The 11,983-nt window shown below is 39.9% G+C and carries 10 protein-coding genes; 3 read left to right on the top strand and 7 right to left on the bottom strand.

Annotated elements, in window-relative coordinates; genetic code table 11:
- Positions 1–9: 9 nt before the first annotated feature.
- Genes mdcA through CBM15_RS08565 form a run of 3 tightly spaced genes read right to left on the bottom strand, consistent with a single transcriptional unit; the run spans position 10 to position 3,263 of the window.
- Positions 10–1,659 (bottom strand): malonate decarboxylase subunit alpha, encoded by a 1,650-nt coding sequence (gene mdcA / locus CBM15_RS08575; protein WP_087617133.1) that lies wholly within the window; start codon positions 1,657–1,659, stop codon positions 10–12.
- 2 nt (positions 1,660–1,661) lie between these two features.
- On the bottom strand, positions 1,662–2,588 hold the full coding sequence (locus tag CBM15_RS08570; RefSeq protein WP_087617132.1) for an ACP S-malonyltransferase: 927 nt from the start codon (positions 2,586–2,588) through the stop codon (positions 1,662–1,664).
- A 24-nt stretch (positions 2,589–2,612) separates the two neighbouring features.
- Entirely contained in the window at positions 2,613–3,263 is a 651-nt protein-coding gene (locus tag CBM15_RS08565; protein WP_008406217.1) for a GntR family transcriptional regulator, read from the bottom strand.
- A 193-nt stretch (positions 3,264–3,456) separates the two neighbouring features.
- Between CBM15_RS08565 and madL the strand changes: the two genes are divergently transcribed.
- From madL to CBM15_RS08550, 3 genes are all read left to right on the top strand, one after another.
- The gene (madL, locus tag CBM15_RS08560; protein ID WP_008406216.1) at positions 3,457–3,864 is read left to right on the top strand and encodes a malonate transporter subunit MadL; all 408 of its coding nucleotides are present in this window, start codon (positions 3,457–3,459) and stop codon (positions 3,862–3,864) included.
- 1 nt (position 3,865) lies between these two features.
- Positions 3,866–4,627 (top strand): malonate transporter subunit MadM, encoded by a 762-nt coding sequence (gene madM / locus CBM15_RS08555; RefSeq protein WP_087617131.1) that lies wholly within the window; start codon positions 3,866–3,868, stop codon positions 4,625–4,627.
- Between the two features lie 490 nt (positions 4,628–5,117).
- Positions 5,118–6,056, top strand: a complete 939-nt coding sequence (locus CBM15_RS08550) for a carbohydrate kinase family protein (protein ID WP_087617130.1) — start codon at positions 5,118–5,120, stop codon at positions 6,054–6,056.
- Between the two features lie 55 nt (positions 6,057–6,111).
- Here CBM15_RS08550 and CBM15_RS08545 read toward each other — a convergent pair whose 3' ends face one another.
- The 4 genes from CBM15_RS08545 to CBM15_RS08530 all read right to left on the bottom strand — a co-directional run bounded on the left by CBM15_RS08545 (position 6,112) and on the right by CBM15_RS08530 (position 11,971).
- Positions 6,112–7,485: a sensor histidine kinase gene (locus tag CBM15_RS08545; protein ID WP_087617129.1), complete on the bottom strand. Its 1,374-nt coding sequence runs from the start codon at positions 7,483–7,485 to the stop codon at positions 6,112–6,114.
- Positions 7,482–8,150, bottom strand: coding sequence for a response regulator transcription factor (locus CBM15_RS08540; RefSeq protein WP_039966977.1), 669 nt, complete (start codon positions 8,148–8,150; stop codon positions 7,482–7,484). The genes CBM15_RS08545 and CBM15_RS08540 overlap by 4 nt, the downstream gene beginning before the upstream one ends.
- Before the next feature lie 102 nt (positions 8,151–8,252).
- Positions 8,253–10,355 carry an MMPL family transporter gene (locus tag CBM15_RS08535; RefSeq protein WP_087617128.1) on the bottom strand — a complete coding sequence of 701 codons (2,103 nt, stop codon included), beginning with the start codon at positions 10,353–10,355 and terminating at the stop codon, positions 8,253–8,255.
- 137 nt (positions 10,356–10,492) lie between these two features.
- Positions 10,493–11,971 (bottom strand): class I adenylate-forming enzyme family protein, encoded by a 1,479-nt coding sequence (locus CBM15_RS08530; RefSeq protein WP_087617127.1) that lies wholly within the window; start codon positions 11,969–11,971, stop codon positions 10,493–10,495.
- Positions 11,972–11,983: the final 12 nt, after the last annotated feature.

Here is an 11,983-nt window from a genome sequence, read left to right as displayed (position 1 = left end):
TTCAGCTCCTTACCAACTTTTGAATTTCGATGGTGGCTCATATAATCCGCCAGACCATTGAACAAGCTCATCAATATTTTTTGCTGCCAACAATGAACGGTTCGCTTCACCGCGTAAAATATTTAAGTCTTCCGGCATTGCCACTAAACCGCGCTCGCGAAGTGATTTTGTACGCTTCACATCATTTTCCATTCCTAGCGGTGTTACCCCTGCAATCGAAGCAATCATTTCTCTACGTTCTGCCGGACTATCAGTTTTATATAGGTAGGCAATCCCTTCTTCTGTCACAACATGTGTAACATCTTCCGCATAAATCATGACCGGGGCAACTGCTAAATTCGCCTGTTTCTTTACATCAATTGCATCTAAACGTTCAACAAAAACAGGTGTGTTGGCATCCTGGAATGTTTCGGCAACTTGTACAACAAGCTTTTTACCGCGAGCCAATTCATCCTGACTCGTCATCATGTTATACCAAGCTTCCGTTGAGTGACGGCGTCCGCCCGGATCATGTCCCATATTTGGTGCACCACCATAACCTGCAACGCGTCCTTTTGTTACCGTCGAAGAATTGCCGTATGCATCCATTTGCAACGTCGATCCGATAAATAGATCAACTGCATACTGACCTGCAAGCTGCGCCAACGTCCGATTCGAACGAAGACTGCCATCTTTCCCTGTGAAGAAAATATCTCGACGTGCCTGCACATATTTTTCCATCCCTAGTTCACCGCCAAAACAGTGAACACTTTCTACCCAGCCTGTTTCAATCGCCGGAATTAATGTCGGGTGCGGATTAAGAACCCAGTTTTTGCATATTTTCCCCTTCAAGCCCAATTGCTCGCCATATGAAGGTAATAGCAGCTCGATTGCAGCTGTATTAAAACCAATCCCATGGTTTAATGATTGAACGCCATGTTTTTCATAAATACCGCGAATACACATCATCGCCTGTAAAATCTGAATATCTGTAATATGGCGCGGGTCACGTGTAAATAACGGCTCCAACTCATATGGTTCATCCGCTTCAACGATGAAATCGACCCAAGAACCCGGAATATCGACACGTGGCAATTCATCCACAATTTCATTTACTTGAGCAATTACAATTCCATCACGGAAAGCTGCTGCTTCTACAATTGTTGGTGTTTCTTCTGTATTTGGTCCTGTATATAAATTTCCGAAGCGGTCTGCTTTATCAGCTGCAACTAACGCTACATTCGGAATTAAATCGATAAATAATCTTCCATAAAGCTCCACATACGTGTGCAGATCCCCTAAAACTAACCTTCCATCCTCAATCATTTGGGCGATGCGCAAACTTTGTGGACCAGCAAAACTTAAGTCAATTTTTTTAGCAATGCCTTCCTCAAAAATATCTAAATGTTCCGGACGTGACACACTGGACATAATCATATGTAAATCATGTACACGCTCTGGATCGACCTTTACGAGTGCTTGAGATAAAAATGACGCCTGCTTTTGATTATTTCCTTCTAAAACAACCCGATCCCCCGGTTTAATAAGCAACTCAAGTACATCTACAATTTTCTCTGTAGGAATTGTTACACCGTTTACTAGATGCTCCACTTCCGCTAATCTCTTTTTCTTTCCTTCCAATCTTGTTGACCAAGAACGTTGCTGTTGAATTAATACCATATTTACACCCCTTCATTTTTCGCTAAATATAGACAATCATTAAACCCATTCTTTTCCACGCTATAACTATCCGCCTCTGGAAACGCATTTTTGGCAAGTTTTTTTAACACATCCCCAGGCGACAATTCAATAAATTGACGAACTCCATTTTCAAATAAAATCGAAGTTGCATCATGCCATCTGACAGGTAAAGCAATACTTTCAGCCAAATCCTGAACGATATGAGAAGGCTGGCGAAGTACCCGTGCATTGCGATTTGAAATCAACGGATATTTCGGCCTTTGAAGCGTTATGTTCTCCATTTCCATTGCTAATCTTTCCTGAACAGGTAGAAACAATGGACAATGGGATGGTGTAGAAACATTCAGCATCTTTGCTGAACTTGCCCCTTTTCCAGATACGTAGTCCAGTACATTTTGCATCGCTTCCTTATGACCTGATAAAGTCAGCTGCTGCGGTGCATTGCGATTTGATACATAGACCGGTTTTTGATCCGTATGGAATTTTTGTGTAATTTCTATAAGAGTTGATTCGGGTAAGCCTACAACAACTGCCATTCCATACGCCTCATCCTGTAAAGATTCCATCAGTTCCCCACGAAGTGAAACTAAATGCAGGGCATCTTTAAATGTTAGTACCTCACTCGTCACCGCAGCGGCAAATGCGCCAACCGAGTGACCTGCCAAATAGTCGGGTGCTGCGCCTTCATTAAGTAAAGCGCGGGCTGTTGCAACACCGGCCGTCAGCATAGTAAGCTGGACATTTTTTGTGCTCTTTAATTTTTCAGCTGTTGCAAGCAGCTTAATTTCTGTTTCTAAAACATCTGAAGCTTCATCCAAGGTTTCTTTAATAGTGGGGTGTGTAGGAAATGACTCTAAAAATCCGCCATATTGCGAACCTTGCCCTGGAAAAAGCCATGCCTGTTTCATTGTTGACTTCCCCCTCCCTTTGCTTTATAACTGCTTATTTCGAACGCTGAAAATAACATCCTCTGTATGCTTTCTTAAAATGGATTTCAGCTGATCCAAGTCATCATTCTTTAAGCATTCATATATTTTTGTATGCTCTATAATCGATTTTTCAATAATTTCATTATTGGAAAAATGGATTACTTGAATTCGCAGTAATGGCAGCGCAATTTTACTGTACATATCATTCAGCACAGGACTGTTGCTTAACTTGAATATAAGAAAGTGAAATTGATAGTTTAAGTGCGTATATTCTGTATAGCTTTTCGTTTTTGTCATTTTAGTTAAGACAGCTTTCATTTCTTTCAGTGTGCCTTTTTCTTTACTTGGATTTTCTAAACGTTCGGCTGCCAGCATTTCCAAATGATTTCGCACATCCAATAGATCTTTCATATCATCTAATGTGTAGCCTTTAATGAATGCCCCTTTTCTTGGAACACGTTCAATAATTCCTTCTGTCGCTAATAAATAAATTGCTTCTCTTACAGGGGAGCGGCTCGTTTCATACTGTTCTGCATATATCGATTCAACGACTTGATCTCCTGGTCTTAACTCGCCACTCAACACTTGTTCCAACAAGTTATTGGCGATTCTAATCGATAAGGCATTGTCCAATGCTCTCTCAAAATAATTCAACTAAACCTTCTCCTTTTAACTAAACATAGTCGACTGTATACAATACATATTAAATCTTTAAAACATAAATTTCAATCGTATAATCATTTTTTCTCTTAAAAAAATAATATTTTCCTTGCTTATGTAAATATTATTGTTTATTCTATATTCAGAATACAGTCGACTGTTCTAAACAATATAAAGGGGTGGAATTATGGTTATATATGGTGTTGCCATTTTAGCTGGGTGTTTCTTATTTGGAATGTTTTGCGGTGAATTGATCGGCGCTTTAATGGGGATTGATTCGAATGTGGGTGGCGTAGGTATTGCGATGTTACTATTAATCGTAGTCGTTGATAAATTACAGAAGAATGGGAAAATCAGTCTGCCTGCTCAAAGTGGCTTAGCTTTCTGGAATGCAATGTATATCCCGATTGTTATTGCAATGGCAGCGAGTCAAAATGTATTAGGTGCATTAACTGGAGGTCCTCTAGCGATCATTGCAGGAATTGCAGTTGTTCTTATTAGTTGGTTATGCGTTCCATTGTTGAGCGGGAAAAAGGCGAAGGAATCTGCCATTGAGTTCAATAAAAATAACGCAGCAACAGGGGAGGTAAACTAATATGTGGGATGCTCTTAAAACTGCGTTAGAATCTAACGGTTTAATCACAGGATTCGTCATTGTTGGTATTACAATGTATGTCGCATACTTAATTTCGAATAAATTAACAAAGGGACTTATTCATGGCTCCGCTATTGCGATTGTTCTTGGATTAGTATTAGCTTATTTCGGAGGAGTTTACAGTGAAGGAACTAAAGGTTTAGCTGATATTTCATTATTCGCGGGAATCGGTTTCCTTGGCGGTAGTATGCTTCGTGACTTTGCTATTGTAGCTACATCATTCGGAGCAAACTTTGACGAAATTAAAAAAGCAGGTATTCGCGGGATTTCATCACTCTTTATCGGTGTAGCATTGTCGTTTGTAGTTGGTATTATTTTTGCACTTATTTTCGGTTATACAGATGCTGTAAGTCTTGCTACAATCGGTGCCGGCACAGTTACTTATATTGTTGGTCCAGTAACAGGAGCTGCATTAGGTGCAAGTTCAGAAGTTATTGCAATCAGTATTGCAGCAGGGTTAGTAAAATCGGTATTAGTAATGGTAGGTACACCATTTATTGCAAGGTTCATTGGGCTTAACAATCCATTAACTGCAATGGTTTACGGTGGATTAATGGGCACTACTTCAGGTGTTACGGGTGGATTAGCTGCAACGGATGTACGATTGGTCCCGTATGGCGCCGTTACAGCTACTTTCTACACAGGATTAGGCTGCTTACTTTGCCCTACCCTGTTATTCATCTTAACAGATATGATTTGGTAAGTTAATAATTCATACTCGATATATAAGGTGCAATTTTATATTTTCAAAAAGGTGTCACATTTTTCTCTATAACATTCCCCCAGAATTTTATAAGATAAAACCACCCTCTGAATATTAAAATTGTAATTAAATGATTAAAAGATACAACGTGAGTACATCTGTACCTCACGTTTTTTGTCGTACTTTTCAATAAAATCCGTTGATTTCCATTGCGGGCGGACGCTTTCCGCGGGCGCGAGGCCAACACGATGTTGGTCACAAAAGCATTGCCACAGGAAGTGGCGCTCTTAGCTTTTGTTCCTAGTCTCTCCCTCGCGCTGTTCCCGCAGGAGTCTGCCGCCCTCCATTCCAATCAACTCCTGTTAAGCCAATGCAATTTATCAACAATTTACTTGAAACCTAAATTTATAAACTCATAGGGTAAATATTTTTAATTCTAGTTATTTTATGCCAAAATTTAGTGAAATACATATATTTGGAGGAAACGGATATGAAAAAAGTTCTTTGTATTGGCGAATTGCTCATCGATTTTTTTACAACGCATACGGAAGTATCCATTATAGAAGCGAAAACGTTTGAAAAGCAGGCAGGCGGTGCTCCCGCAAATGTAGCAGCAACCATCGCAATGCTTGGAGGACAGGCATATTTTTGCGGAAAAGTGGGCAACGATGCATTTGGCCACTTTTTGAAACAAACGTTGGAGCAAGCAGGTGTTCATACAGATCAACTTATAATGGATCCGTCTGCACCGACTACTTTGGCCTTTGTTTCAAGACAGAAAGATGGGGAGCGGGATTTTATTTTCAATCGTGGTGCCGATGAGTTGTTATGTATCGAAGATTTGAATTTACAGCAGCTAATGATATCCGATATGTATCACTTTGGCTCAGCCACTGCCCTTTTAAGCGAACCTTTCAGTAAAACATATGAGCAATTAATGCAAACAATGTTAATGCAAGATTATTTTATTTCTTTTGATCCGAATTACCGGGCTGACTTGTGGAAGCATGATACTGAACAATTTATTCGAAAATGCGAACCTTTTATCGAAGCAGCAAATTTCATTAAGATGAGTGATGAAGAACTGTTATTATTCGCAAGAACAGATAATTTCGAACAGGCAATTAAATGGCTGACACAGTTTAATGATAAAACAATTGCCATTACACAAGGCGCTTCTGGTACAATGCTTATTCAAAACGGGCAAATTACAACCGTTCCGGCATTTCCCGTAAATTCCGTTGATACAACCGGTGCAGGTGATGCGTTTGTCGGTGCCGTTTTATATCAGTTAAGTAAATATGAAGACACAAATCTCTCGTTTAATGAATGGGTAACCGTGATCGAATTCGCCAACCGTGCCGCATCAAAAGTATGCGAAAAAGTCGGTGCAATCGAAGCCCTCTCTTCATTAAAAGAACTTCAATAATAAAAAAAGGGCGTGTTAAAAGTCTCACTTCGCTTTTAACACGCCCTCTTTCTATTTATTGTACATTTAAAACAACTGTCACCTTAGTTCCCTTCCCAAGCTCACTTTCAATAACAAATTGTCCCGCATGCCGGTTAACGATTTCTGTTACAATCGCCAAGCCTAATCCGCTGCTTTGACTCGAGCGCGAAGGGTCTACCCGGTAGAATCGTTCCTTTACCTTTTCAAGTGCTTGTTCTGGAATACCAATCCCGTTATCTTTTATCGTCACAAAAATCTGATTGTCCTTTTTACTGCATGTTACGATAATTTTCCCTTTGTCCTCACTGTAACGAATGGCATTTGACAGCAAATTGTCCCATACTTGTTCCATTAACTGCTCATCTGCAAAAACTTCAACTGGCTCCAGCTCATATACGAGCTCCATCTGCTTATCATCCAGTTTCCATCGCTTCGAAAATAGCCGTTCCTTCAACTGTTTATCTAATGAATAGGTCTTTTTTTGGACAGGTAAGTTTTTCTGGTCAAGCGAGCTTAGTAATAGCAATTGCTTTGTTAATGCGGAAAGTCGCTTCGTTTCCTGTTCTATAATTTCCAAATACTGTACACGTTCTTCTTCCGTATTTTCCGCATCCTTCAGCACATTCGCATAGCCTTGAATATTGAGCAAAGGCGATTGAAAGTCATGCGATACATTGTTGATGAAGTCTTTCTTGATCTGATCATTTTCAGCGAGACGATTGGCCATCTTTTGAAACTGTGTTGCAAGCTGCCCAAGCTCATCATTCCGATCAATCGTTAATTGAACATCGTAATTTTCAAGGGCAATTTGCTTTGTAGCCTGCTGTAATTGTTTCAATGGTCTTACCATTTGACGGGCAAGCAAAATCATCGTCAATAAAATTACGACAGCGGTAATAATAATAAAACTAACGATCAATAGATGCATTTCAGAAAAGAGTGTGGCATTTTCCTGCCGTATGAAAAAGGCATAGCTCTCATTATCTAGTTGAAACGACACACCAATTGTATTTTTAATATCGTTCGCGAAATGATTCATAAAGTAAGAAGAACCATAATAATCACGAATACCGTGATACACTTCATCCTTACCGATAATACTTACCATTTCAGGCGTGAGATTTGTTTTTTTAAACGCACTTCCGTATGAAACTAAATTTCCATCGGGATAGATGACCCCTATTTGATAGCCAAGTTTTGCAATGGATTGAAAGTAGGCATCCGCACTCTCTTTTGGCATTGATTTTAAAATCTGCTGTACTTCCTGTGCTACCCCATAATTTTTGGCATCTGTATCAGGTCGAATTTGGAATTTATAAATTTGACCGATTAACAGCATGGACATCGTAATGCTTATAATGATTACAGTCAATGTTACGACAATATATTGCCTGTATAATGTTTTCATTTCAATTCCTCTATTTTATAGCCGATTCCTCGTACAGTTTGAATTTTCACTTGTGCATTCACTTCTTCCAACCGGCTGCGTAGACGCTTAATATGTGTTGTCAGTGTGAAGTCATCCCCGTCATAATCATAACCCCACACTTGTTCCATTAGCTGGTCTCGCGTAAATACCACTTCCGGTCTTGAACATAGGATGCTTAATAGCTCAAATTCTTTTAAAGGCAGTAACGATACTTGTTCTCCTACCTTTACTTCATATGTTTGCCGGTCAATGAGCATATTGGCGATCTTTATTTGGCTGCGTTCAGTTTTTTGAAAGCGGCGTAAAATTGCACGTACTCTAAACAGCAGTTCTTTCGGCTCGAATGGCTTCACCATATAGTCATCTGCCCCTGCCAAAAACCCTTTTTCCTTATCATCCAGCGTTGTTTTGGCAGTAAGCATCAATACGGGCACACCGATTTCGGCTAGGTTTTTCGTCAATGTTACGCCATCCATTTTCGGCATCATTACATCGACAATCGCCAAATCTACCGGCTCCTGCTGCAATAAATTCAGCGCTTCCATACCATCACTTGCAAACAGTGCTTCGAATCCCTCTTTTTTCAAATGGATGCCGATCAATTTTCTTATAAATGCATCGTCATCGACAACTAATATTCGCATTGGATCACCGCCTTTTATTTAAATTTCCATTACATATAAATTTACTCTCATTCTATCCATAAAAAGAGACATCGAATTACTCGATGCCCCTCAATCTAACCATTACTTCTTGTCTTTTTCAAATGTTAATATCAACATTGGTAACAGCATACCACGCACTAGGAATGTATCAATAAGGATGCCTACTGAAACGATAAAGCCGAATACGAATAAATCGGCAATTGGCATCGTCATTAATGCCGCGAAAGTCGCTGCCAGAATAACACCCGCTGATGAAATGACACCGCCTGTATTGCGAATGGCGATTTCCAGCGCCTGTTTTACTGTTGTACGTTTGCGTTCTTCAAGGAATCGGGACACTAAAATAATATTATAGTCAATACCTAACGCAACTAGGAATATAAATGCATAAACAGGTACACGCGTACTGATTGCATCGTAGCCAAATAATACGTCGACAAGGAATAACCCTAATCCCAATGCCGATAAATAAGACACTAGAATTGTTGCCATCATATAAATCGGCATTTTCCAAGACTTCGTAAGGACAAATAATAGTACTAAAATTAAAATTGTTTCTAAAACTACAATTTTAATGATGTCAGCGTTGTTTACATTTCGCTCATCCAGCAATTTTGCCGTTGTTCCTGCAAAGTACAGTTCACCGTTAATACCGGCTGCCGCTAAATATTCCGCGCTGTTGTCACGCATTTCTTCGAGTTTATCGATTGCTTCCGGATCATATGGATTTAGATCAAACGCCATTGTTAGTTTCATTTTCGTATCATCTTCCGAAACGGCAGACGGGCGAACAGATGCAATGTCATCTTCGGCCATTAATGCTTCCGTTAAATCTTGCTTTTGCTGTTCAGTTAATGCCTGCTCACTTTCGACTAACAGTGAAGTCGGTGCAAGTTCCCCTTTATCAAAGCGGGACTCCACGATTTCATAACCGACACGTGATGGCAATTCTTCAGGGAAAGATTTTACCGTATCAAATTCATAATCTAGGTTGAACACATTTAATGAAGTAATAATCATGAAAATCAGAACTAACCCGCCTGATAAATAAGGTTTGTTTACAACAAACTTGGCAATTGCTCCCCAAATACCATGCTTTACTTCCTTTGTTTCGCCGAATTTCGGTACTTTCGGCCAGAATGCTTTACGTCCAAATAATGCGAATAACGCGGGAACTAATGTGATTGAACCTAGCATAATAACAAATACCGCTGTACCAAATATCGGTGCGAAGTTTTGGTAGTCACGGAAATCTGCAAAAAATAAGACAAGCATTGCTGCAAGTACTGTACCACCAGCAAAGAATACCGGCTCGCCAGTTGCACGCATCGCATACTTCATTGCTTCATATTTGTTTTCGTAATGGTTCAGTTCTTCACGGTAACGCGAGAATACGAATAACGAGTAATCGATTACTGCAGCAAATAACAGGATACTCATAATCGATGTTGTAGAGTTATTAATTTCTAGACCAGCTGCCCCCATTAAAGCAACCGACTGATTTACTACTTGATAAACAATTACCGTTGCAAGTAATGGAATGATTGCTAAAAGCGGTGAACGGTAAATAACAATTAGTAGAATTAAAATAATCCCGATTGTTGCGAATATAAGCTGTAAGTCTGCTTGTTCAAACAGCTTTACTGTATCGCCGGCAATCCCTGCAGGACCTGTAATATAGAACTGTGTATCACCTGTTTTTTCAGCTGCTTTACTTCCGATTTCAGTTGCAAAATCGTTAATTTCCGCATATGCCGAATTACCAAGGCCTTGCTCTAATGTCATTGGTACGATCATTGTCGTTTTGTCTTCCGACGTGAACCCTGTCAAAGCTTGCGGCGGCAAGTTTGAAATATCAACAATTTGGTCAATACCTTCAATATTTTCTGCAATCACCGCGTTCAGAATTTCCTTCACGCTGTCAACATTGATTTCCCCATTTTTATTATGGAAAACGAGTATACCCGGTGTTCCTTCATCATTCGGGAAGTATTCGCTTAATTTATTTTCAGCGATAATTGATTGTGCATCGTCCGGCAATGATTGGAAGTTTGTTACTTTGTATTCACTTAGCATTGGACCTGCGCTTAAGCCAATCATCAGCACAAGCCAGACAATAAGTGTAATCCAGGCACCGCGTTTTGTTGATACCCAATCTGTAATTGGATTTAATAACTTGTTCATCGATATCCTCCTTTTTAACACCTCTGCATTATAAAGGAGCTATATGAACTTCATATAAACTTCTTAGGAAATTGATTCAAAAAAGGCCAAAATGTCCCTATCAACATTTTGGTCGTTTAAACATCGGTATATACGCTCTATTCTGTTATAAACACACAACTCATAAGCTGCTTTTTATCAATTTTACCGACAACTGTTTTCGGAAGTTCCTGGAGAAAATAAATTTGCTTCGGCACTTTATAATTGGCGAGGCGTTCTTTACAGTACTTTAAAAGCTCAGATTGAAGTTGCTCGGACGGATCTCCAGAAATTACAAACGCTACAACACATTCGCCCCATTTTTCATTGGGAATACCTATAACCGAAACTTCCTGCACTGCTTCATGGGCGATTAAACATTGTTCGACTTCTTGCGGATATACATTTTCTCCGCCCGTTATAATCATTTCCTTTTTCCGTCCGACAATATAATAATCGCCGTCTTCATCAAACTTTGCCAAGTCACCTGTCTTTAACCAGCCACCCTCAAATGTCTCGGTTGTGGCCTCTTCATTTTTCCAGTAGTGCGTAAAAACATGGCTGCCTTTTAAGCAAAGTTCCCCAACTTCCCCTTCTGCACATAGCTGACCTTCTTTATTGATGATTTTCACTTCGTTGAAAAGCATACTTTTTCCGATCGCACCCTTTTTGTTCATCGCTATTTCTGCATCGATATAAAAGTTATTCGGACCTGCTTCTGTTAAACCGTAACCTTCTTTAAAAAAAAGCCCTCTTTTTTGGAAACATTCATAAACAGGCTTTGGACAAGGTGCCCCTCCCGATAAAAATAATTTTACTGTCGGAAAACAGGACTGCTTAAAATAGTCTGTTTCAATAATGGATTGGTACATCGTCGGTACAAACAATGAAACGGTCGTTTTATATTCGTCAACTGCCCGAACCGCTTTTTCCGGATCAAACTTTTGGCCGATCACTACTGTCCCGCCTGCCATAAGAATAGGTAATGCAAGTGCATTAATTCCTCCTGTATGAAATAGGGGCATATAATTCAGTGTGCAGTCCTTGTCATTTAACCCCCAGCTAATGACGGTATTTATCGCATTCGTAGTGACAGCCTCATACGACAAGACGACACCTTTTGGTTTACCGGTCGTCCCCCCGGTGTAAATCATCATCCACGGAAGCTGAGGTTCATCACGCCACTTATATGTAGTAGGCTCAATTAATTCCGAGCTACCGCATGTTAAGAACTTGGCTGGCGAAAGCTGCATCGCACGTTCACAATGCGTATCATCAGTAATTAATAAAGCGGGTGTGCAATCGGATAAAACAACCTGTAATTCGGATATAGATAACTTTGTATTTAGCGGAACATAGATCAATTCGTTCAAGCGACAAGCAATTAAAATGGCAAAGCTTTCGATTGAATTTTCCATCAACGTCACAACTCGGTCTCCTTGCTGTAATTGCTGCTTGGAAAATGTACTGCTCCACCCATTCGCATGCTGCATCAATTCTTTATATGTCCACGTTTCACCTGTTTCTATTTGAATTAAAGCCGTTTTATCCGGTGTTTGGCCCGCTCGTTTCGCAATCCAAAAGTCCAGCTGTTGCATTAGCCATCCCAC

Source organism: Solibacillus kalamii (assembly GCF_002174535.1).
Lineage (GTDB): Bacteria > Bacillota > Bacilli > Bacillales_A > Planococcaceae > Solibacillus > Solibacillus silvestris.
Note: the sequence above shows the minus strand (reverse complement) of the source record. Positions and strands in the feature narration are given on the sequence as shown.

Excerpts from the sequence above, each read along its gene's own strand:
- CBM15_RS08530 (WP_087617127.1), bottom strand. The coding sequence starts at position 11,971 with ATGCAACAGCTGGACTTTTGGATTGCGAAACGAGCGGGCCAAACACCG.
- CBM15_RS08550 (WP_087617130.1), top strand. The coding sequence starts at position 5,118 with ATGAAAAAAGTTCTTTGTATTGGCGAATTGCTCATCGATTTTTTTACA.
- CBM15_RS08570 (WP_087617132.1), bottom strand. The coding sequence starts at position 2,588 with ATGAAACAGGCATGGCTTTTTCCAGGGCAAGGTTCGCAATATGGCGGA.
- CBM15_RS08545 (WP_087617129.1), bottom strand. The coding sequence starts at position 7,485 with ATGAAAACATTATACAGGCAATATATTGTCGTAACATTGACTGTAATC.
- mdcA (WP_087617133.1), bottom strand. The coding sequence starts at position 1,659 with ATGGTATTAATTCAACAGCAACGTTCTTGGTCAACAAGATTGGAAGGA.
- CBM15_RS08535 (WP_087617128.1), bottom strand. The coding sequence starts at position 10,355 with ATGAACAAGTTATTAAATCCAATTACAGATTGGGTATCAACAAAACGC.
- CBM15_RS08540 (WP_039966977.1), bottom strand. The coding sequence starts at position 8,150 with ATGCGAATATTAGTTGTCGATGACGATGCATTTATAAGAAAATTGATC.
- madL (WP_008406216.1), top strand. The coding sequence starts at position 3,457 with ATGGTTATATATGGTGTTGCCATTTTAGCTGGGTGTTTCTTATTTGGA.
- madM (WP_087617131.1), top strand. The coding sequence starts at position 3,866 with ATGTGGGATGCTCTTAAAACTGCGTTAGAATCTAACGGTTTAATCACA.